We start from the raw sequence: 20,545 nt of genomic DNA on the forward strand, positions 1-20,545 counted from the left end.
ATGGCAATTCTAATAGACCTGATAGCGACTTGCACTCTTTCTCCATAATCTCAGTAATTTCCCTGGAAGGGTTTACTCATGCTTTGGAGAGTGCGTAACATAGCGCTAACTTTCCTGTCTTGCGGACTCATTATGAACAAACCAGCGTTTATCATCACAATTGATACTGAGGGCGATAATCTCTGGCAAAATCACCGCGTCATTAAAACGGAAAATGCGCGTTATCTGGCGCGTTTCCAGGCGCTTTGTGAGCGTTTCGGCTTTAAGCCCGTGTGGCTGACCAATTACGAGATGGCGATCGAACCCGTTTTCATCGAATTCGCCAGGGACGCAATCGCCCGCGGTCAGGGGGAGGTGGGAATGCACCTTCACGCATGGAATAGCCCGCCGGAACATGATCTCACGGGCGATGACTGGCGATGGCAGCCTTATCTGATTGAATTTTCGGATGAGGTGATGCGCGAAAAAGTGCTGTTCATGACACGCCTGCTGGAAGAGACCTTCCAGACCAAAATGTTAAGCCACCGTGCCGGACGTTGGGCATTTGACAGTCGCTACGCAAAATTGCTCGTTGAACTGGGCTACCAGGTGGATTGCTCCGTGACGCCACGCGTGAACTGGCGCAATGCGAAAGGCGCCCCACAGGGTAATGGCGGAACGGATTATCAGCATTTCCCCGACCACGCCTATTTCATGGATTTAGACAATATTTCCCGGGCAGGCCATAGCCCATTACTCGAAGTGCCGATGAGCATTCAGTATAAACACCCGGCGTGGTTGAACACGATCAAACAGGGTTACGACAGGCTTCGCGGTAAATACCGCTCTCCCTCTGTGAACTGGCTAAGACCGTCCGGTGGGAATGCGGCGCAAATGATTCAGGTCGCACAGCAATGCCTGTCGCAGGGAAGTGAGTACGTGGAGTTTATGCTTCATTCGTCGGAATTTATGCCTGGCGGAAGCCCAACGTTTAAAGATGAGGCGGCGATTGAAGGGTTGTATCAGGATTTAGAAACGCTTTTTAGCTGGTTATCCGATAAGACGGTAGGGATGACGCTGGCGGAGTTTTATCAATACAAGAAAAAATAATGCCCGCCAGGCGGGCATTATCATTAGCGTTGCCTGGTTTGCGAAAAAGGGGTACTCAGCGCAAACACGGTGACAAAGAAGATTAAAGCCTCAGAACTCAACAGTATGACGTCAGTCAGGCCATAGAGTAATAAAAGAAGCATGGTCGTCAGCAGCAGGCCATTTCTGTTTTTAAGGGCGTAAACGATCATCGATATATAGAAAAACACTAATATCGCCAGCCCTGGGATCCCCTGCAGAGAATATTTCTCAATAAACTCATTGTGCAGATGCACCCTGATAAACTCGAGTGCAGCCGCGAGGTGTGGGTGCCCATTTTTCACATATTGCTGTGTCCATATTTCGCGGTCTTCAACTGACTGCCCTAAAGGATGGGCCAGCCCGTTTTGAATGCCAACACTCCACATAGAGAAACGTGCGCCGAGTGAGGTTGCATCATAGCCTTTTTGATAACTTTCAACTTCAGCTTGTGTTTGTTGTAGCTTGGGTAGGATTAATGGTTTGTAGCTAACGATAACAATACCCGCCACAATACATAAGAAAATCAGCGTAGATTTAAGGTGTATTCTTCTGAAGTGATAAAGCGTGAGTACAATCGCCAGGAGTAGATATAACCCCATTGCGGCACGGGTGCCCGTTAGAAGAATGACGAAATAAGATATTAAGATGATGAGTCCTGCGGCTACATACAGTTTGATATTTTTCTGTAGATAAAGGCTGTATACAAACGCCAGTGACAATACAGAATAAACATAGGCCGACACGGTCGCACGGTTTATGGCCATCTCGATACGCCCCATACCCTGTGAAGCCTGCCATAAGCCATAGCCAGTGGCGAGTATAAACCCTGCACCAGAGGCGTATAAAAAATATTTCTGGAAGGATGCTCTATCAATATAAGACTTAAACCGGTCAAGGTAAAAAATGAGAATACTTGCCAGAATTAATTTTTTACTTGCACCGAGATAATCGCTATAAACGTTCAGACCTTCGCTATGATATTCATACACCAGATACCAGCCAAGATTAAGCAGGCCAATCAATAAAATCGGCAATGCGATAGAAAAAGGACGCATTGTGATTTTTTTATATTCGCACGCTAAGCCGATAATGCTGGCATAAATCGCAATATAGAAAAACTCTCGCTGCTTACCTGAACTCAGCAGCGCCAGCGCAAGCGAAATAAGGCTCAAAATCAGCGTCAGCTGATAAAGCCGCAGTTTTACTTTTTCCATAATGCCTCAATGACCCTTTTTTTGTAGCTGAAACGTACATCTCTGGTAAAGAAGAAAGAGAGAGAATAAAGTGCATTGACCCGCTGTTTAACCAGTTTGAGTTGCAGGTCAGTCAGATGCTGCCGGTGGTTTCTGTAGATATCAAACCAGTGACAATTAACAAGATGCTTAAAAGAACGAGGGAATGTTTCTTCCATTTGTAATGTGCAATCAACCAGCGTAGCGATTTTACTGGCGTCGAGACGGCTCGACAAACTGTCGTTACGTTTGATGTAATAATAATGTCCCTGACGCTGATAGACTATTTTACTCGATTGCATCAGCATGCCGGGAAACACGGCAAAATCTTCATAGCAGACCATCGAAGGAATCGGGTTATTCACATACAATTCCCGATGAATGAATTGCCCGATGAGATGTGCCTGAAAATCTTTGTGCTGCAGGAACCGCTTTATTGCCTCATGTTGTGACAAAGCAACAGGAGAGAACCCCTGCCAGTCGGCTGTCATTTTTTTGGTGTCGCGAATTTCCAGCAGGCGCGTCAGGAGCATATCAGGGCGCTCTGATTTGAGAAACGCCACCGCGTCCCTGATGCTGCCCGGTTTCATCCGGTCATCGCTATCCAGCATGGTAATGTATTCACCTGTGGCCAGCGAGAGGGCACTGTTTCGAACATGGCCTACGTTACGGTACTCGACGTATCGGGATTGCGCATTCGGAAGCATTGGCAGCCACGCTTCAATAATATCCTGCGTTGAGTCGTTTGAACTGTCGTTAAAGATAATGATCTCTACATCATCCCACGCACCCTCAATCGCGTTTTGCAGGCTTTCTAGCGTGGTGTGAAGCGTATCTTTGGCGTTATGCGCGGCAATAATGATGCTTAGAAAAGCCATAATAATTAGTTTCCCTGAGCATCAAAGGAGTATGCGTCTGTATTAATTGTGGGTAACTCGCAAATGAAGTGTTTGAGTTCACGTAGCGCTTCGTCTGTTACAGCGAAGAGTTCTTCCCGGCTCTGTGAGAAGTAATATCGTGTTTCAAAAACATATGAGCAAATGTTGTCATCATTACCAATCAGCAATACGTTGCCCAGCGGACGTTGTTCATAGTGGCAACAAGGCCCGAACAGTAAGATTACCGGCACGCCTACCGCATCGGCAATGTAGACATTCCCCGAGTCAGACGCGATATAGCAATCCATTTTAGAAATGGCCCACGGCAGCTCTTCAAGCGAGATTTTGCCAATCAGGTTAATAAAGTTGGGCAGTTCACCGTAAGCGCGGGTGATATCATCCATCCACGATTGTTCATTCGGGGCGCCAAACACATAAAATTCGCAGGGCAGGTCGGCGAGACGATCGGCAATTTGCTTCCAGATGACCGGCGGAACGGTTTTCGCTTTATTCCCGGCGGCTACGCTGATACCAATGCGGATCACGCCGGGTTTATCGAGGATTGCCGGATAGGTCGCAGGTTTGAAAAGTGGCTTTGTGGCGTGCTTTGGCGAGTCTTGCCAGGTTAAGGTGCGATCGGCCAGTTTGAGATAGTTCGTGACTGAAAGAGTCTTCTTACCGTGTTCAACAGTACCGTCTGCCGTTGCATAGAAAATTCCGTGATACCATCTTCGCGTGTAAGTGCTTAAAAACTGTTTGTTTTTAGCGTTACACGCGGAGGCGAAAAAGAGGTTCACGCTGTTGGGTTGCAGGAGATAGACATTGTCATAGCGGTTCATGATCCGGCAGGCAAAGACCAGCTTTCGCCACAGGTTACGCTTATGCTGCTCGATAAAAAAAATCTCATCGATCGTCTCATCATGCTTCGCCAGCGCACCTACGCTACGACTGATGAGCACGTCGCTTTTTTGCAGGTATGCCAGAAGGGGCGTTGCATTAACAAAATCGCCGATTTTTGCTGTCTGAATGACCAGGTTTTTACCTGTCTCTTTGCGGAACAGCTTCCGGATAAGCTTCACCGGAAAGAGTAAAATCAGCAGAAATACGTAACTCATGCGTTAGATATCCCTGTTGGAAAGCCAACGGCTGCCCTGTAAAAATGAAAAAATAGCATCTGCGCTGATATCCTTCGTTTGCTGGGTCGGGCTGACCATCTGATGCTGGTTTTTACCGTAACCCCCGATCAATCCAGGATCGGTCGGACCAAAAATCGTAATATTCGGACGATCCAGCGCCGCGGTTAAATGGCTTAAACCTGTATCAACGGAAACAACAGCATTCGCTCCCGCCAGCTGCGCGGCAACCTGCGCCAGCGTGAGTTTCGGCAATACCTCGACGTGTGAAAAACCTGCTGCCAGACGCTCTGCACGCTGCCGCTCATGTTCAGCGCCCCACGGCAGTTTAATATGGATGCCGGTAGGTTGCATTAGTTCAATCAGGCTTCGCCAGTGCGTTTCCGGCCAGTGTTTATCGTCGCGCGTTGTGGCATGCAGGAAGACAAGATAAGGCTGAGCACAGGGATCTGTATTGCGCAAAAAGTGCTGCGCAATGGCGTAGTCGCCCTGGGTTTCCGGTTTCGCATAGCCCAGGCTTTTTGCAAACAGCTCGCGGGTACGTTCTACGGCATGCTGTTGCTTTGCGATGTGGTGGCGACGGTTATAGAACAGGCTCGCCAGCGGTTCGCGGGCGGTATGCCAGTCCATGCCGTGCTTTACGCCATGTGCCAGACGCGTCACCAGCGCGGCGCTTTTCACCAGCCCCTGGGCGTCGATGATGGCGTCGTAATGCTGTGCCCGCACCGCCTCACGGAAGGCTTTGCGTTCGGCTTTAATCGGCGCGGAGAACCACGCTTTGCGCCAGCGGCGGATCGCCACCGGGATCACGCGGTCAACCGCTTCATGCCAGGTGGGGATCTGCGCGAAGCCTTCTTCCACCACCCAGTCAAAACGAATGTCGGGAATGGCCCGCATGGCGTCCGTCAGTGACGGGAGCGTATGCAGAACATCGCCCATCGAAGAAGTTTTAACGATCAGTACCCGCATTCGTTATCCTTCTTCGCTCAACAGCAGTTCGTTAAGCTCTTCGAGAACGCGCTCTGGCGTAATGTCGATCAGGCTCTGATGGTAGCCTTCTGCGGCATCGCCCTTGCGTACTTTGTGATAGCCGGTGATCAGGCGGATGACGCGCGCTTTATGAGAAAGCGGGGGCGTGAAGTCCGGGCTACTTGGGCCATACAGCGCCACCAGCGGGCGGTTGAGCGCGGCGGCGACGTGCATCAGGCCCGAATCGTTGCTGACCACGGCCTCACAGGCGGCAATCAGAATAACCGCCTGTTCAAGCTGCGTTTCTCCCGCCAGGTTGCGGCACCTGGCCTGCTGTTCATTACTGAGCGTCGCGAGAATTTCGTTGCCTGCCTCGTGGTCCTTTGCCGAACCGAACAGGACAATCTGGTAGCCTTCGTCAATCAGCTGTTTCGCCAGCTCCGCATAGTGGTAGTGCGGCCAGCGTTTTGCCGGGCCGAACTCGGCGCCGGGGCAGAAGCCAATGATCGGGCGTTCAGACGATAGACCAAACGCGTTACAGGTCTGGGATTTTTCACCGTCGTTAACCTGAAGCTGTGGCCACAGCAGCGGCTGCGGCAGGTCTTTCGCACTGCGCATCACGCCTTTGTCGTAGGCCAGCGCCACATAGCGCTCCACCATCAGCGGCCAGGCCTCTTTATCCAGCACCCGCGCATCGTTCAGCAGGCCGTAGCGCATTTCACCGCGCCAGCCGGTGCGATGTGGGATACCTGCAAAGAAAGGCACAAGGGCGGATTTAAAGGAGTTTGGCAGGACATACGCCCGATCGTAGCGCTTATCGCGCAGGCTATGGCCGAGCTTGCGGCGTTCGCCAATTTCCAGCGCCCCGTGGCCAAGCGGCATCGGGATCGCCTCGTTCACTTCCGGCATACGCGACAACAGCGGACGGCACCACGCGGGTGCCATCACGTCGATTATCGCCTGGGGATAACGCGCCTTGAGCGTGCGATAGAGACTTTGCGACATCATCATGTCGCCCACCCATGACGGGCCGATCACCAGAATCTTCATACTTATGCGTCGCGGTTCAGCCAGGCCATATATTCCGTTACGCCTTCGGCAACGGTCTTGAACGGCTTGTCGTAGCCTGCGGCGCGCAGGTTGGTCAGGTCAGCCTGGGTGAACGCCTGATAACGGCCTTTCAGCTTGTCAGGGAACGGAATGTACTCGATGCTGCCTTTTTTGTGATACGCCAACGTTGCGTCAGCCACCGCCTGGAAGGACTCCGCGCGGCCGGTACCCAGGTTGAAGATGCCGGATACGCCGTTTTCCCAGAACCACAGGTTCACTGCGGCAACGTCGCCCACGTAAACGAAGTCGCGCTTAAAGCCGTCGCTGCCTTCGAACAGTTTCGGGCTTTCGCCGTTATTCAGCTGGGTGTTCAGGTGGAACGCCACGCTCGCCATGCTGCCTTTGTGACCTTCGCGCGGTCCGTAGACGTTGAAGTAACGGAAGCCGACGATCTGCGAGTTCGCTTCTGGCAGCACCTGACGTACGTACTCGTCGAACAGGAATTTGGAGTAACCGTAGACGTTCAGCGGCTGTTCATACTCGCGGGATTCGATAAAGTCCGAGGTGCGGCCGCCGTAGGTTGCCGCGGAGGAGGCATACAGGAACGGAATTTCACGCTCCAGGCAGTAGTGCAGGATCTCTTTGGAGTACTGATAGTTATTGTCCATCATGTACTTGCCGTCCCACTCGGTGGTGGAAGAACACGCACCTTCGTGGAAGATGGCTTCGATCTCGCCGAACTCTTCGCCTGCCATAATCTGGATAAGGAAGTCTTCTTTATCCATGTAGTCAGCGATGTTCAGATCCACCAGGTTGACGAACTTGGTGCCGTCTTTCAGGTTGTCAACCACCAGGATGTCGGTGATGCCTTTGTCATTGAGAGCCTTAACAATATTGCTGCCGATAAAGCCCGCGCCGCCGGTAACGATGATCATAACTGTAACCTTTGAAGTGTGGAGCCCGGGGACAATCCCGGACGCTAATGTCTCTATCATATCATTAGTATGGCTGCCCTTCAGCCATTCACCTTCACAGCGCAGGGGTACGCGTGATTTATGCTGCAAAAACGACAAGAGATGACGTGTCATCTCGTCATGAACTATAGGTTTGGGTAATATGTCCCGAAATTTGCCGAGTCTGGAGAATTGCAATGCGTGGTGATTTTTACAAACAGTTAAACAGCGACCTCGACACCGCACGTGCGGAAGGGTTGTTCAAGGAAGAGCGTATTATCACGTCTGCCCAGCAGGCGGACATCACCGTTGCCGACGGCAGCCATGTGATCAACTTTTGTGCGAACAACTACTTAGGTCTTGCGAATCACCCTGAGCTGATTGCCGCTGCAAAAAACGGCATGGACACCCACGGTTTCGGCATGGCCTCCGTACGCTTTATCTGCGGTACGCAGGACAGCCACAAGCAGCTTGAGCAAAAGCTGGCGAGCTTCCTCGGAATGGAAGACGCGATTCTGTACTCCTCCTGCTTCGACGCCAACGGCGGTCTGTTTGAGACCCTGCTTGGCGCAGAAGATGCGATTATCTCCGACGCCCTGAACCACGCCTCCATCATCGACGGCGTACGCCTGTGTAAAGCGAAGCGTTTCCGCTACGCCAACAACGACATGGTCGAGCTGGAAGCGCGCCTGAAAGAGGCGCGTGAAGCGGGTGCTCGCCACGTGCTGATCGCCACCGACGGCGTGTTCTCTATGGACGGCGTGATCGCCAACCTGAAGGGCGTGTGCGACCTGGCGGATAAATACGACGCGCTGGTGATGGTAGATGACTCTCACGCGGTCGGCTTTGTCGGCGAAAACGGCCGCGGTTCCCACGAATACTGTGACGTGATGGGCCGCGTGGATATCATCACCGGTACGCTGGGCAAAGCGCTCGGCGGCGCGTCCGGCGGCTATACCGCCGCGCGTAAAGAGGTGGTCGAGTGGCTGCGCCAGCGCTCTCGCCCGTACCTGTTCTCCAACTCCCTGGCGCCGGCCATTGTTGCCGCCTCCATCAAGGTGCTGGAGATGGTGGAGTCCGGCGCTGAGCTGCGCGACCGCCTGTGGTCCAACGCCCGTCTGTTCCGTGAAAAAATGAGCGCCGCAGGGTTTACCCTGGCCGGTGCTGACCACGCGATCATTCCGGTGATGCTGGGCGATGCGGTCGTCGCGCAGCAATTTGCCCGCGAACTGCAGAAAGAAGGGATTTACGTCACCGGGTTCTTCTTCCCGGTGGTGCCAAAAGGTCAGGCGCGTATCCGCACCCAGATGTCTGCGGCGCATACGCCTGAACAAATTGAACGTGCGGTGGAAGCCTTTACCCGCATCGGCAAACAGCTGGGCGTAATTGCCTGAGGACGTGTGATGAAAGCGTTATCCAAACTGAAAGCGGAAGAAGGGATTTGGATGACCGACGTGCCGGAGCCGGAAGTCGGTCATAACGATCTGCTGATCAAAATTCGTAAAACCGCCATCTGCGGTACTGACGTTCACATCTACAACTGGGACCAGTGGTCGCAGAAAACCATTCCGGTACCGATGGTTGTCGGTCACGAATATGTCGGTGAAGTGGTGGGTATCGGCCAGGAAGTGAAAGGCTTCCAAATTGGCGATCGCGTCTCCGGTGAAGGCCATATTACCTGCGGCCACTGCCGTAACTGTCGCGGCGGGCGTACGCACCTGTGCCGTAATACCATTGGCGTGGGCGTAAACCGCCCGGGCTGCTTCGCGGAATACCTGGTGATCCCGGCGTTTAACGCGTTCAAAATCCCGGACAATATCTCTGACGACCTGGCCTCCATCTTCGACCCGTTCGGCAACGCGGTGCACACGGCGCTCTCCTTCGACCTGGTCGGTGAAGACGTGCTGGTCTCCGGCGCGGGCCCAATCGGCATTATGGCCGCTGCGGTGGCGAAGCACGTGGGCGCGCGCAACGTTGTGATCACCGACGTGAACGAATACCGTCTGTCGCTGGCCCGCAAAATGGGCGTCACCCGCGCGGTGGATGTCTCGAAAGAGAGCCTGACCGACGTGATGGAAGAGCTGGGCATGACCGAAGGCTTTGACGTGGGTCTGGAAATGTCCGGTGCGCCACCGGCGTTCCGCACCATGCTCGACACCATGAACCACGGTGGCCGTATCGCGATGCTGGGTATTCCGCCGTCAGACATGTCTATCGACTGGAACAAAGTCATCTTCAAGGGGCTGTTCATCAAGGGCATCTATGGCCGCGAGATGTTCGAGACCTGGTACAAGATGGCGGCGCTGATCCAGTCCGGTCTGGATCTGTCCCCGATTATTACTCACCGTTTCTCCATCGATGAGTTCCAGCAGGGCTTCGACGCGATGCGTTCCGGCCAGTCAGGAAAAGTGATCCTGAGCTGGGATAAATAATCAAAAAGGGGCCTCAGGCCCCTTATTTTATTGCTTCTTTTTCTCTTCATCCGTCAGGTAGCGCACCTTGCGGGTGTAGTCCTGACCTTTGAACAGCAGTTTGTTATCCGGCGATTCAAGGTACTTCTGCCATTCAGAGAGAGGGAAGCCGCCATGCGCGCCAATCACCTCTTTCGGTACAACGGCTTCCTGACCGCCGATTTTCTTCGAGACCGGCCAGTTCATCCAGTCACCCAGGTTAACCGTTTTTAGATCCAGCATGTCCAGCAGCGCGGCGAGCGGCAGCTGATCGGTCGGCGGCTGCGTGTCGTCCATCAGCTCCCAGGTATCCTGGAACAGCGTCAGCCATAGCGGACAGATACGGCGCCAGGTTTTTTTGGTTGCCGCAAGAAACGCGCCGTTAACGTGATCGACCAGATACGGGCGCACCGTCTCCTTGTAATACGCCGGCACTTTTTCCTCTGGCGCACCGTCCAGCTTGGCAATCATTTTGCCCTGACGGAAGCTGGAGTAAATGTGCATATCGGCCATGTTGATCTCGGGCATCTTGAGCAGGTTGAGATCGGAATCGATCATCAATACCCCTTCACCGCGAGCCTGCAGCGGGGCGTTAAGCTTCACCAGACGGCTGAGGTAGATCTGCTTATAGCGGTAGCTTTCCTCACGTACGGGAAGATTTAGCGTCACTACGCGGGTTTTCGGCGGCAGTACCCCAAAGGCAGATTCAGGCTGATCGCTGACGATGACGATTTCGCTCACCCCGGTGGCATAACGTTCCGCGAAGGTGGCAGAGAGTAATGCTTCTTCGACGAAATCTGCACCGGTACACGGAATCACAATAGAATCCACCGCAGCAAGCGCGCCCGTCACGGGCAGAGAGCTGTAAGGAATGTTGTGTCGCCCGGTGATATGACGATAGCGAGCATTAAGAAATTTAAACATAGTTATCTCGTTTGGTTAGTGCGCGCCAAGCACGGCTTCGACACCGCTGACATAGTTTTCGATGGCATAGGTATGACAGACGTTCTGGTATGCAGCCGCAGCCAGCCGAGCCCGCAGGTCAGCATCTGCCCAGATATTGTCCAGATGCTGTGCAAGCTGTGAAACATCGCTCCAGGGGAAGAGCAGCCCTGTCGAATCATGATCAATCAATTCCGCCGTGCCGGTCACCTGAGAGCCAATAACGGGGATATTGAGAAGCATCGCTTCCAGCACCACGCGCGGCAGCCCTTCGCTTTTTGAGGCCAGAATAAAGGCGTCAAACGTAGCGAGGTAATTAAATGGGGTATTCTGAAAACCGGTGAAGATGACGTGGTTTTCAATTCCCAGCGTTCGGGCCTGTTCCGCTAAAGCGCGGCGTTCGGCACCTTCGCCGACCAGCACCATTTTCCATTTCGCCTCGGGATGCTTCTGGCTGAACTGTGCCAGCGCCTCCAGCGTGTGGTGGTTGGCTTTGCGAGGGATTAACGACCCGATACTGCCGAACACAAACGTGTCGTCATCAATATTCAGGCGCTGGCGCATTGCGCGTCGGTCAGGTAAAGGCTGGTGGATGTCGATGGCATTATTGACCGTCGTACACAGTTCGGGCCGGACGCCATGCTGAAGCAACACGCGTTCAACGCCGTGCGAGACGGCGATGATTTTTGTGGCATGGGCATTAACCAGCTTTACCAGCGGCGGGGTCAAAACGGGCTCAATGCGGCAGTGCTGGATCAACCGCGCCTGCAGGTTCGCCGCCGCCAGATAGCCTTCCTCGTTTGAGCCCGGCTGGTTATTCATATAGAGCGTATCGAAACCACCCTGCGTGAAAAGGGTCTCGATTTTGCTGACGTTAGGCCTGATGCGCCACATGATATCCACGTGACGCGTCAATGCCTTGCGGGCGCTGCGTGAGAAAAACAGCAGGCTACGTCCCGCTTCCTTCAACAATTTGGCCCAGACCGGCTGCGGACGTTGAGGGATCACGATGAGCGGGATGCCGATGCCGTTGAGCACCTGGCCAATTGTCTCACCTTCAGCACGACTATAATCACTGTAAAAACAACAGGTAATATCGAATTTATCGCGATTGATTCGCTTCAGGAGCTCAAGCATACTGTTGGTGCCTCCCCCCCATTCTTTACCCGTATCCAGGAGGAGAATTTTACTTTTGTGCGGCATGTCTGAATCCGTGTGCTACCCTTCATCTGACTGCATTATAAAGAATCTGTTGAAATAAAATAGATTTTTCTATTTTATTGCTCTTGAGAATTAGACAAAATTTCAAGCGTGCTTATTTGAAAAGTGTGATTCAGGACTTTAATCGTCTCTCCTCATTTATATAGTATTAATAATATTAATTTAGGCTGCTATTGAGAGTGGGAAAATGTTTAAAATAACGGTCTGCTTATTAACGTTTAATTCTGAAAGATTATTGCACGATGTTATCCCGCCTCTTTTGAAAATAGCGGATGAAATTGTCGTGGTCGATTCTGGCAGTACGGACAAAACACGATATATTTGTGAAAGTTTTGGACTGCTACCTGTCTATAAAAAATTTAGCTGGCATGGCGAGCAGATGAACCATGCTATATCCTTAGCCAGCAATGACTGGGTCCTGTGCATCGACAGCGACGAAATTCTTGACCAGGAAACGGTTAATGCCGTTTTAACGTTAAAAGCAGGCGATGAGCCAGACCCCGGAATGGCATGGCGAATATGCCGCCACTGGTTTGTTCTGGGTGAAGAAGTCCGGACGATTTATCCAGTTTCATCCCCTGATTATCCTGTGCGTCTTTTTAATCGTAACCAGTCCCGGTTTAATAACAGGCCGGTAGACGATCAGGTCGAAGGTTTTCTCCGTTGTGAACGTATTCCGGGTTATGTAAAACATGATACGTTTCCCACGCTGCATGAGCTTTTTAACAAATTAAATTGTTATACAACCCGCCTGGTTCAACATCAAAAAATACGGCCCTCTATAGGGCGCGGCGTAATCAGCGCCATCGGGGCTTTTTTCAAATGGTATCTGTTTAGCGGCGCCTGGCGTAAGGGCAAAGTGGGGGTGGCGACGGGACTGTATGCCACAGCCTATAGCTTTTTGAAGTATTTCAAATCCTGGTATCAGCATCAGGAAAAAAAAGAGTCCGTTGCTAACGAGCAGACGGACTCTCAGATTGCGAAATAAGCGTCAGGCTTTCTTACCCCATCCCTGCCACTGCTGCTGGACGTATTTCACCAGGGTACTGTTACTGATGCTGTCTCCGATGACGGAGAAGAAGCGGGTCGCATAGACCGGTTCAAGCGGTTGCTTCGGTACACAGCGCTTCACGCCGCGGAACGGATTACGCGGCGCTGTCGGGACGGGCTGCGCAGAATTTGGTGTAGAGGTATCTACCTGCGGCTCGTTCAGCAGATCGCTCGGACGCACCAGCGTGATATCGGCAGGCAAGGTCGGCAGCATCTGCTGCAGGACGCGAACGGTAGACGGGTGCGGGTGACCGATGGCGATGGCTGAGCCATTGCGGCGGGCCAGCTGTACCGCGCGATTAAACTGCATGCGGATATCGGCTTCGTTCTGGGTATCATCCAGGAACACCTTGCGCTTAATCACCTTTACGCCCGTTCCCTGAGCGGCACGCATCGCCTGGCTGTTGCCGATGGTCATGCTGTCGAGGAAGTAGAGATTGTAACGCTCCAGCGCCTGCATCACTTTGAGCATCCCGTACAGGCTTGATGTCATCGCGCTGCCCATATGGTTGTTCAGCCCTACGGCATACGGCACTTTGTTGTAGGCGTCGCGGATGATGCGCTCGATCTCCTCGCTGCTCATGTCCGGGCGCAGGGTGTCTTTTTCCAGCGGCTGCTTGCTGAGCGGGGCCATCGGCAGGTGGATCAGCACCTGATGACCGCTGTTATGGGCTTTGGTCGCCATCTCACGCGCGTGGGGCGCATTTGGAAGGACGGCGACAGAGATGGCCGACGGCATCGCCAGCACCTGATTTTCATAGTGTGGACGATAACCGAAGTCATCAATCACGATAGCGAGTTTACCTGCGTATACTGGTGCAGCCAGCGCCAGCACGCTGACGACGGAGAAAACCATTCGACGAAATTGAAGCAAAACTTATCTTCCCAACCACGGCTGTGGATTGACCGCCTGACCCTGGCGACGAATTTCGAAATAGAGTGACGGGCGGCCCTGACCGCCACTGCTGCCCACAAGGGCGATGGGTTGGCCTGCGCGCACCTGCGTGCCGACGCTGACCAGCGCGCTCTGGTTGTAGCCGTAAAGGCTCATGTCACCTTTACCGTGTTCGACCACCACCACCAGACCGTAACCCTGCAGCCAGTCGGCCAGAATCACGCGGCCATCGGCAATGGCTTTTACTTCGCTACCTTCAGACGCACCGATAACTATCCCTTTCCAACGTAGCTCACCCTGCAGCTGTTCGCCATAGCGATGCAGAATTGAACCGCGAACGGGCCAGAAAGCCTGACCGCGAGGAGAGCCCAAACCGCCGGTACGCGACATCAGGGAACGTTCGCTCTCGCTTGGTTTGTAGGTAGTGCCTTTGCGGGACGCTTCCTGCTGCTTATCGCGAACGGCCTGCGCCTCGCGAGCCTCTTTTTCGGCGCGCGCTTTCGCCGCCGCTTCCGCACGGGCGATGCTGTTACGCAGTTTTGATTCGTTGGCGCGCATTTCGCTAAGCTGGCTCTGACCTTCCTGAATGGAGGATTCAAGGCCGGAAAGGGTTTTCTTACGCTCGTTGCGCGCCTGCTCAAGCTTCGCCTGCTGGGCCTGCTGATCGTAAAGCAGCGTCTGCTGCTGGCTCTGCTTCTCTTCCAGCTCGGCTTTTTGCGTGGAGACCTCTTCGCGCGTCTGCTTCAGCTGCGCGATCGTCTCCTGACGCGCCTGGTTGAGATAGCCAAAGTAGGCCTGCAGGCGCTGGCCGCGCTGGCTCTCTTCGCCGCTGAGGATCAGCTGGAGTCCGGTATGTTCACCCTGGCGGAATGCGGCATCAAGCTGTGCGGCAAGATTGCGCTCCTGCGCGTCACGCTGGCGCTCGAGTTTGGCAATCGACGCGTTCATCTCGTCGATCTGTTTATTCAACTGGGCGAGGGTGTTTTGTGTTTCACGGAGTTTACGCGTGGCGGCGGAGATCGCCTCTTCCTGCTGCTTGAGCTGGGCGAGCAGGGCGGAGCGTTGCTGCTGCTGCTGGCGTACCGCACGCTCTTTGGCGGCGATATCGGCCTGAATGGATTTCAGCTGGTCGCGGTCATCCGCGTGGGCGGATGCGGCGCACAGCAATACGCCAGCGCTGAGTGCGCTGGCGTAAAACAGAGGTCTGACTGATAACCTAAGCGGCTTCACGACCCATGTGATTGAAAAAATCGCCTTTCCCCTCATGGGGAGCGATTATTCCACGATGAACAGCGGCTTACCAGTCATCTCTTCAGGGATCGGCATACCCATCAGCGACAGCATGGTTGGCGCGATGTCAGAAAGCTTGCCGCCTTCCACTGCTTTCAGTGATTTATCACCCACATAAATCAGCGGAACAGGCAGGTTGGTATGGGCCGTGTGCGCCTGGCCGGTCGCCGGGTCGCGCATCTGTTCAGCGTTACCGTGGTCAGCTGTGATCAGCAGCTGGCCGCCAACGGATTCAACCGCTTTCGCTACCTGCTCAACGCAGTGGTCCAGCGCTTCAACCGCTTTCACTGCCGCTTCCATCACCCCGGTATGCCCAACCATGTCGCCGTTCGGGTAGTTACAGATGATGGTGTCGTACTTACCGCTCTTGATGGCCGCAACCAGTTTTTCCGTCAATTCGGCAGAGCTCATTTCTGGCTGCAGATCGTAGGTAGCGACTTTCGGAGAGTTGATCAGAATGCGGTCTTCGCCTTTGAACGGCTCTTCAACGCCGCCGTTAAAGAAGAAGGTCACGTGCGCGTATTTTTCAGTTTCGGAAATACGCAGCTGCGTTTTGTCGTTCTTCGCCATCCACTCGCCAAAGGTATTTGCCAGAGATGCTGGCGGATACGCGCAAGGCGCTTTGATGTCTGCGGCGTATTCGGTCAGCTGGATGAAATCGAGGTTTACCACTTTCTTACGGGCAAAACCGTCGAAGTCGCTGTTGACGAACGCACGGGTGATTTCACGCGCGCGGTCAGCGCGGAAGTTCATGAAGATCAGCGCGTCGCCATCTTCCATGGCGGCGTCGGCCTGGCCTTCAGCACGAATCACGGACGCTTTCACGAATTCGTCGTTTTCATCACGTGCATAGGCCGCTTCCAGCGCCTCAACGGCGGTCGCAAACTGGAATTCACCTTTTGCCAGGGTCATCAGATCATAGGCCTGTTCAACGCGATCCCAGCGGTTGTCGCGGTCCATAGCGTAGTAACGGCCAATGATGGACGCTACGCGGCCTTTACCCAGCGCGGCGAATTTCTCTTCGAAGGCTTGCAGAGAGCCTTTTGCGCTACGTGGTGGCGTATCGCGACCGTCCAGGAAGGCGTGCAGATAGATTTTTTCTGCACCGCGCTCGGCGGCCAGTTCAACCATCGCCATGATGTGATCTTCGTGGCTGTGAACGCCGCCAGCAGAGAGCAGGCCCATGATGTGTACGGCCTTGCCAGCGGCAACGGCTTTATCGACCGCGCCAGACAGCGTTGGGTTGGAGAAGAAGGTGCGTTCTTTAATTTCAACGTCCAGACGCGTCAGATCCTGATACACAATACGCCCGGCGCCCAGGTTTACGTGACCGACTTCGGAGTTGCCCATCTGGCGGTCCGGCAGACCCACTTCCAGGCCAGACGCGTCAATCAGCGTATGCGGACGTTTCGCCCACAGGGCATCCATGACCGGAGTTTTGGCGTTGAAAATAGCGTTATCCTGGCTATCTTCACGGTAGCCATAGCCATCCAGAATCACCAGTACCATAGGTTTTTTAGAAACCGACATTGCGACAACCTCATGCTCAAGAGTCAAAATTTGCGTAATTTTACTACAGCTGAATCGATCAAATAGCCGCAGAAGATCAAAGAAAGCGCAGGGGCAAGATGTTCACCAGACCATTTTGAGGCATTTTTTTAGGTGGCATGCCGCAGAAAATGGATTAGGTTATGGTCGCTGGCTGTATTTGCCAGAACGCACAGGTATACTCCTGTCCTGGTTTTTTTTATCACTTAGTCGGGAGTAGTTACCCTCCATGCAAGAAATTATGCAATTCGTTAGCCGCCATCCGGTTCTGAGCATCGCGTGGATTGGCCTGCTGGCTGCTGTGCTGTTCACCACATTTAAGAGCCTGACGTCTAAAATTAAGGTTATCACCCGTGGTGAAGCGACGCGTCTGATCAACAAAGAAGATGCCGTCGTGGTCGATCTGCGTCAGCGTGACGATTTCCGTAAAGGTCACATTGCGGGCGCAATCAACCTGCTGCCAGCTGAAATCAAAGCGAACAACGTCGGTGAGCTTGAGAAACACAAAGCCCAGCCGATTATCGTTGTCGATGCGACCGGCATGCAGGCACAGGAATCTGCCAGCGCGCTTCATAAAGCAGGCTTCGAAAACGTAACGGTGCTGAAAGAAGGTATTTCCGGCTGGAGCGGGGAAAATCTTCCTTTGGTACGCGGTAAATAAGGAGTTCAGTCATGGCCAATATTGAGATCTATACCAAAGCGACGTGCCCGTTCTGTCATCGTGCGAAAGCGCTGCTGAACAGCAAAGGCGTCACGTTCCAGGAACTGCCGATCGACGGTGACGCGATTAAACGCGAAGAGATGATCAAACGTAGTGGTCGCACGACGGTTCCGCAGATTTTTATTGATGCGCAGCACATTGGCGGCTGTGATGACTTGTATGCGCTCGACGCCCGTGGTGGACTCGATCCGCTGCTGAGCTAAGAGACTTTAGGACAATTAAAAAGGGTATTTCCATGTCAGAACAAAATAACACCGAGATGACTTTCCAGATCCAGCGTATCTACACCAAGGACGTCTCTTTCGAAGCGCCAAATGCGCCACATGTTTTCCAGAAAGATTGGCAGCCAGAGGTTAAACTTGATCTGGATACCGCATCTACCCAACTGGCAGATGACGTGTATGAAGTCGTGCTGCGTGTGACCGTTACCGCATCTCTGGGTGAAGAAACTGCATTCCTGTGTGAAGTTCAGCAGGGCGGCATCTTCTCTATCGGCGGTATCGAAGGCAACCAGATGGCGCATTGCCTGGGTGCGTACTGCCCGAACATTCTGTTCCCGTATGCGCGTGAATGCATCACCAGCCTGGTTTCTCGCGGTACATTCCCGCAACTGAACCTTGCGCCAGTTAACTTTGATGCGCTGTTCATGAACTATCTGCAGCAGCAAGCTGGCGAAGGTGCTGAACAACATCAGGATGCCTGATGAGCACTGTTAATGCGTCAATGACTGTGATCGGTGCCGGCTCATACGGCACCGCTCTTGCCATCACGCTGGCAAGAAATGGTCACGAAGTGGTTCTCTGGGGCCACGATCCAAAACATATCGCAACGCTGCAACGCGACCGTTGTAACGTGGCGTTTCTTCCGGACGTTCCGTTCCCCGACTCCCTGCACCTTGAAAGCGACCTTGCGACCGCGCTGGCGGCCAGCCGCAACATTCTGATTGTGGTCCCGAGCCATGTATTTGGCGACGTGCTCCGTCAGATTAAGCCGCTGATGCGCCCGGATGCGCGCATTGTCTGGGCGACAAAAGGACTGGAAGCCGAAACCGGACGCCTGCTGCAGGACGTTGCCCGCGAAGCGCTGGGTGATGAGATCCCGCTGGCGGTCATCTCCGGCCCGACCTTTGCCAAAGAGCTGGCCGCTGGTCTGCCGACCGCGATTTCGCTGGCCTCCACCGATCAGGCCTTCTCCGACGATCTTCAACAGCTGCTGCACTGCGGCAAGAGCTTCCGCGTCTATAGCAACCCCGATTTTATCGGCGTGCAGCTGGGCGGTGCGGTGAAGAACGTGATTGCGATTGGTGCCGGAATGTCAGACGGCATTGGTTTTGGTGCCAATGCGCGTACGGCGCTGATCACCCGAGGACTGACCGAAATGTCCCGCCTGGGCGAAGCGCTGGGTGCCGATCCGGCCACCTTTATGGGGATGGCTGGCCTGGGCGACCTGGTGCTGACCTGTACCGATAACCAGTCTCGTAACCGCCGTTTTGGCATGATGCTCGGACAGGGCAGCGATGTTAAAGGCGCGCAGGAGAAGATTGGTCAGGTGGTTGAAGGCTACCGCAATACCAAAGAAGTCCGCGAGTTGGCGCACCGTTTCGGTGTCGAAATGCCAATAACCGAGGAAATTTATCAGGTATTGTATTGCGGAAAAAATGCGCGCGAGGCAGCATTGACCTTATTAGGTCGTGCGCGCAAGGACGAGCGCAGCAGTAACTAGTCGGAACCGTTGTCACCTGAATGACCCAGCCAGCGCAGAACTGGCTGGTCATTAACTATCGTCTGGAGTAAGCAATGCCGTGTGAAGAACTGGATATCGTCTGGAACAATATTAAAGCCGAAGCCCGGGCGCTGGCCGACTGCGAGCCTATGCTGGCCAGTTTCTACCACGCGACGCTACTCAAGCACGAAAATCTCGGCAGCGCGCTGAGCTATATGCTCGCCAACAAGCTGGCTTCCTCGATCATGCCAGCTATCGCCATTCGTGAAGTGGTGGAAGAGGCTTACGCGGCAGACCCGGAAATGATCGCCTCTGCCGCCTGCGATATCCAGGCCGTGCGCACGCGTGACCCGGCGGTCGATAAATATTCTACGCCGCTGCTGTACCTGAAAGGCTTCCACGCCCTGCAGGCTTACCGCATCGGCCACTGGCTGTGGAATGAAGGCCGCCGCGCGCTGGCGATCTTCCTGCAAAACCAGGTTTCCGTGACGTTCCAGGTCGATATTCACCCGGCGGCAAAGATTGGCCGCGGGATCATGCTCGACCACGCCACCGGGATTGTCGTCGGGGAAACGGCGGTCATTGAAGATGACGTCTCGATCCTGCAGTCGGTTACCCTGGGCGGTACCGGTAAAACCAGCGGCGATCGCCATCCGAAAATTCGTGAAGGGGTGATGATTGGCGCGGGTGCCAAAATCCTCGGCAATATCGAAGTCGGGCGCGGCGCGAAGATCGGCGCAGGCTCCGTGGTGCTCCAGCCCGTGCCGCCGCATACCACCGCCGCTGGCGTACCGGCGCGCATCGTCGGTAAACCAGACAGCGATAAGCCTTCCATGGACATGGATCAGCACTTCAACGGCATTCACCATACGTTCGAGTATGGTGACGGCATTTAACTTCTGAGAATGGCGCCCGGATACCCCAGCTGGCGCCATGCTTCATACACCACCACCGACACCGCGTTCGACAGGTTCATGCTGCGGCTGTCCGGCATCATCGGAATACGGATTTTCTGCTCAGCGGGCAGGGCATCCAGGATCGTGGCCGGCAGGCCGCGGGTTTCCGGGCCAAACATCAGATAGTCACCTGCCTGATAGCTCACGGCGCTATGCGCTGGCGTGCCTTTGGTGGTCAGGGCGAACATGCGCTGTGGCTTTTCGGCTTCCAGAAACGCGGCGTAATCGTGATGGCGAACGACGGCGGTAAATTCATGATAATCCAGCCCTGCGCGACGCAGACGTTTGTCGTCCCACGTAAAGCCCATCGGCTCAATGATATGCAGACGAAAACCGGTGTTGGCACACAGGCGGATAATATTGCCGGTATTTGGCGGAATTTCTGGTTCGAATAAAACGATGTTAAGCATGCTGCCCCCTTAATT

21 protein-coding genes are annotated in these 20,545 nt (G+C 54.0%); 9 read left to right on the forward strand and 12 right to left on the reverse strand.

The annotated features are described in order from the left end of the window. The first annotated feature begins 132 nt into the window (after positions 1–132). A complete protein-coding gene (locus ACWKXN_RS17690) occupies positions 133–1,089 on the forward strand; it encodes a polysaccharide deacetylase family protein (protein WP_241174765.1) in 957 nt (318 codons plus the stop codon). Between the two features lie 23 nt (positions 1,090–1,112). On the opposite strand, the gene ACWKXN_RS17695 is transcribed toward ACWKXN_RS17690, so the two are convergent. Genes ACWKXN_RS17695 through rfaD form a run of 6 tightly spaced genes read right to left on the reverse strand, consistent with a single transcriptional unit; the run spans position 1,113 to position 7,307 of the window. Beyond that, positions 1,113–2,324: an O-antigen ligase family protein gene (locus ACWKXN_RS17695; RefSeq protein WP_454544085.1), complete on the reverse strand. Its 1,212-nt coding sequence runs from the start codon at positions 2,322–2,324 to the stop codon at positions 1,113–1,115. Then, positions 2,312–3,220, reverse strand: coding sequence for a glycosyltransferase family 2 protein (locus tag ACWKXN_RS17700; RefSeq protein WP_033147037.1), 909 nt, complete (start codon positions 3,218–3,220; stop codon positions 2,312–2,314). Before ACWKXN_RS17700 ends, ACWKXN_RS17695 begins: the two co-directional genes overlap by 13 nt. 5 nt (positions 3,221–3,225) lie before the next feature. Continuing rightward, positions 3,226–4,335 carry a glycosyltransferase family 9 protein gene (locus ACWKXN_RS17705; RefSeq protein ID WP_447755684.1) on the reverse strand — a complete coding sequence of 370 codons (1,110 nt, stop codon included), beginning with the start codon at positions 4,333–4,335 and terminating at the stop codon, positions 3,226–3,228. Positions 4,336–4,338: 3 nt separating this feature from the next. Beyond that, a complete protein-coding gene (gene rfaC / locus ACWKXN_RS17710) occupies positions 4,339–5,322 on the reverse strand; it encodes a lipopolysaccharide heptosyltransferase RfaC (RefSeq protein WP_193138768.1) in 984 nt (327 codons plus the stop codon). A gap of 3 nt (positions 5,323–5,325) precedes the next feature. Further along, positions 5,326–6,372 carry an ADP-heptose--LPS heptosyltransferase RfaF gene (gene rfaF, locus ACWKXN_RS17715; RefSeq protein WP_454544086.1) on the reverse strand — a complete coding sequence of 349 codons (1,047 nt, stop codon included), beginning with the start codon at positions 6,370–6,372 and terminating at the stop codon, positions 5,326–5,328. Positions 6,373–6,374: 2 nt separating this feature from the next. Continuing rightward, positions 6,375–7,307 (reverse strand): ADP-glyceromanno-heptose 6-epimerase, encoded by a 933-nt coding sequence (gene rfaD, locus ACWKXN_RS17720; RefSeq protein ID WP_008502707.1) that lies wholly within the window; start codon positions 7,305–7,307, stop codon positions 6,375–6,377. Between the two features lie 215 nt (positions 7,308–7,522). Between rfaD and kbl the strand changes: the two genes are divergently transcribed. Continuing rightward, on the forward strand, positions 7,523–8,719 hold the full coding sequence (gene kbl / locus ACWKXN_RS17725; protein WP_024906617.1) for a glycine C-acetyltransferase: 1,197 nt from the start codon (positions 7,523–7,525) through the stop codon (positions 8,717–8,719). Between the two features lie 9 nt (positions 8,720–8,728). Further along, complete coding sequence (gene tdh, locus ACWKXN_RS17730) at positions 8,729–9,757, forward strand: L-threonine 3-dehydrogenase (RefSeq protein ID WP_023309906.1); 1,029 nt, start codon at positions 8,729–8,731, stop codon at positions 9,755–9,757. A gap of 27 nt (positions 9,758–9,784) precedes the next feature. On the opposite strand, the gene ACWKXN_RS17735 is transcribed toward tdh, so the two are convergent. Next, positions 9,785–10,699: a hypothetical protein gene (locus ACWKXN_RS17735; RefSeq protein WP_069303478.1), complete on the reverse strand. Its 915-nt coding sequence runs from the start codon at positions 10,697–10,699 to the stop codon at positions 9,785–9,787. 15 nt (positions 10,700–10,714) lie between these two features. Further along, positions 10,715–11,920 (reverse strand): glycosyltransferase, encoded by a 1,206-nt coding sequence (locus ACWKXN_RS17740; RefSeq protein WP_094935085.1) that lies wholly within the window; start codon positions 11,918–11,920, stop codon positions 10,715–10,717. A 205-nt stretch (positions 11,921–12,125) separates the two neighbouring features. Between ACWKXN_RS17740 and ACWKXN_RS17745 the strand changes: the two genes are divergently transcribed. After that, positions 12,126–12,926 carry a glycosyltransferase family 2 protein gene (locus ACWKXN_RS17745; protein WP_167819029.1) on the forward strand — a complete coding sequence of 267 codons (801 nt, stop codon included), beginning with the start codon at positions 12,126–12,128 and terminating at the stop codon, positions 12,924–12,926. Positions 12,927–12,929: 3 nt separating this feature from the next. On the opposite strand, the gene ACWKXN_RS17750 is transcribed toward ACWKXN_RS17745, so the two are convergent. From ACWKXN_RS17750 to gpmM, 3 genes are read right to left on the reverse strand one after another with little or no spacing between them, the layout of a single operon-like run. After that, a complete protein-coding gene (locus ACWKXN_RS17750; RefSeq protein WP_094935086.1) occupies positions 12,930–13,862 on the reverse strand; it encodes a divergent polysaccharide deacetylase family protein in 933 nt (310 codons plus the stop codon). A 3-nt stretch (positions 13,863–13,865) separates the two neighbouring features. Next, the gene (gene envC / locus ACWKXN_RS17755; protein ID WP_229231479.1) at positions 13,866–15,125 is read right to left on the reverse strand and encodes a murein hydrolase activator EnvC; all 1,260 of its coding nucleotides are present in this window, start codon (positions 15,123–15,125) and stop codon (positions 13,866–13,868) included. 33 nt (positions 15,126–15,158) lie between these two features. Beyond that, positions 15,159–16,703 carry a 2,3-bisphosphoglycerate-independent phosphoglycerate mutase gene (gpmM, locus tag ACWKXN_RS17760; RefSeq protein WP_048975591.1) on the reverse strand — a complete coding sequence of 515 codons (1,545 nt, stop codon included), beginning with the start codon at positions 16,701–16,703 and terminating at the stop codon, positions 15,159–15,161. A 247-nt stretch (positions 16,704–16,950) separates the two neighbouring features. Here gpmM and ACWKXN_RS17765 point away from each other — a divergent pair, with 247 nt between their 5' ends. From ACWKXN_RS17765 to cysE, 5 genes are all read left to right on the forward strand, one after another. Then, positions 16,951–17,382 (forward strand): rhodanese-like domain-containing protein, encoded by a 432-nt coding sequence (locus tag ACWKXN_RS17765; RefSeq protein WP_023309913.1) that lies wholly within the window; start codon positions 16,951–16,953, stop codon positions 17,380–17,382. 11 nt (positions 17,383–17,393) lie between these two features. Continuing rightward, positions 17,394–17,645, forward strand: coding sequence for a glutaredoxin 3 (gene grxC / locus ACWKXN_RS17770; RefSeq protein ID WP_023309914.1), 252 nt, complete (start codon positions 17,394–17,396; stop codon positions 17,643–17,645). A 32-nt stretch (positions 17,646–17,677) separates the two neighbouring features. After that, a complete protein-coding gene (gene secB, locus ACWKXN_RS17775; RefSeq protein WP_003860835.1) occupies positions 17,678–18,145 on the forward strand; it encodes a protein-export chaperone SecB in 468 nt (155 codons plus the stop codon). Further along, on the forward strand, positions 18,145–19,164 hold the full coding sequence (gene gpsA, locus ACWKXN_RS17780) for an NAD(P)H-dependent glycerol-3-phosphate dehydrogenase (protein WP_023309915.1): 1,020 nt from the start codon (positions 18,145–18,147) through the stop codon (positions 19,162–19,164). Before secB ends, gpsA begins: the two co-directional genes overlap by 1 nt. Before the next feature lie 74 nt (positions 19,165–19,238). After that, positions 19,239–20,060 (forward strand): serine O-acetyltransferase, encoded by an 822-nt coding sequence (gene cysE / locus ACWKXN_RS17785; protein WP_008502718.1) that lies wholly within the window; start codon positions 19,239–19,241, stop codon positions 20,058–20,060. Here the strand turns inward: cysE and trmL are convergent. Then, on the reverse strand, positions 20,057–20,530 hold the full coding sequence (trmL, locus tag ACWKXN_RS17790) for a tRNA (uridine(34)/cytosine(34)/5-carboxymethylaminomethyluridine(34)-2'-O)-methyltransferase TrmL (protein ID WP_033147028.1): 474 nt from the start codon (positions 20,528–20,530) through the stop codon (positions 20,057–20,059). The genes cysE and trmL overlap by 4 nt on opposite strands. Positions 20,531–20,545: the final 15 nt, after the last annotated feature.

It is taken from the genome of Enterobacter sp. UPMP2060 (assembly GCF_053709655.1).

Coding starts and splice junctions, on each gene's coding strand:
- ACWKXN_RS17690 (WP_241174765.1), top strand. CDS start 133: ATGAACAAACCAGCGTTTATCATCACAATTGATACTGAGGGCGATAAT.
- ACWKXN_RS17695 (WP_454544085.1), bottom strand. CDS start 2,324: ATGGAAAAAGTAAAACTGCGGCTTTATCAGCTGACGCTGATTTTGAGC.
- ACWKXN_RS17700 (WP_033147037.1), bottom strand. CDS start 3,220: ATGGCTTTTCTAAGCATCATTATTGCCGCGCATAACGCCAAAGATACG.
- ACWKXN_RS17705 (WP_447755684.1), bottom strand. CDS start 4,335: ATGAGTTACGTATTTCTGCTGATTTTACTCTTTCCGGTGAAGCTTATC.
- rfaC (WP_193138768.1), bottom strand. CDS start 5,322: ATGCGGGTACTGATCGTTAAAACTTCTTCGATGGGCGATGTTCTGCAT.
- rfaF (WP_454544086.1), bottom strand. CDS start 6,372: ATGAAGATTCTGGTGATCGGCCCGTCATGGGTGGGCGACATGATGATG.
- rfaD (WP_008502707.1), bottom strand. CDS start 7,307: ATGATCATCGTTACCGGCGGCGCGGGCTTTATCGGCAGCAATATTGTT.
- kbl (WP_024906617.1), top strand. CDS start 7,523: ATGCGTGGTGATTTTTACAAACAGTTAAACAGCGACCTCGACACCGCA.
- tdh (WP_023309906.1), top strand. CDS start 8,729: ATGAAAGCGTTATCCAAACTGAAAGCGGAAGAAGGGATTTGGATGACC.
- ACWKXN_RS17735 (WP_069303478.1), bottom strand. CDS start 10,699: ATGTTTAAATTTCTTAATGCTCGCTATCGTCATATCACCGGGCGACAC.
- ACWKXN_RS17740 (WP_094935085.1), bottom strand. CDS start 11,920: ATGCCGCACAAAAGTAAAATTCTCCTCCTGGATACGGGTAAAGAATGG.
- ACWKXN_RS17745 (WP_167819029.1), top strand. CDS start 12,126: ATGTTTAAAATAACGGTCTGCTTATTAACGTTTAATTCTGAAAGATTA.
- gpmM (WP_048975591.1), bottom strand. CDS start 16,703: ATGTCGGTTTCTAAAAAACCTATGGTACTGGTGATTCTGGATGGCTAT.
- ACWKXN_RS17765 (WP_023309913.1), top strand. CDS start 16,951: ATGCAAGAAATTATGCAATTCGTTAGCCGCCATCCGGTTCTGAGCATC.
- grxC (WP_023309914.1), top strand. CDS start 17,394: ATGGCCAATATTGAGATCTATACCAAAGCGACGTGCCCGTTCTGTCAT.
- secB (WP_003860835.1), top strand. CDS start 17,678: ATGTCAGAACAAAATAACACCGAGATGACTTTCCAGATCCAGCGTATC.
- gpsA (WP_023309915.1), top strand. CDS start 18,145: ATGAGCACTGTTAATGCGTCAATGACTGTGATCGGTGCCGGCTCATAC.
- cysE (WP_008502718.1), top strand. CDS start 19,239: ATGCCGTGTGAAGAACTGGATATCGTCTGGAACAATATTAAAGCCGAA.
- trmL (WP_033147028.1), bottom strand. CDS start 20,530: ATGCTTAACATCGTTTTATTCGAACCAGAAATTCCGCCAAATACCGGC.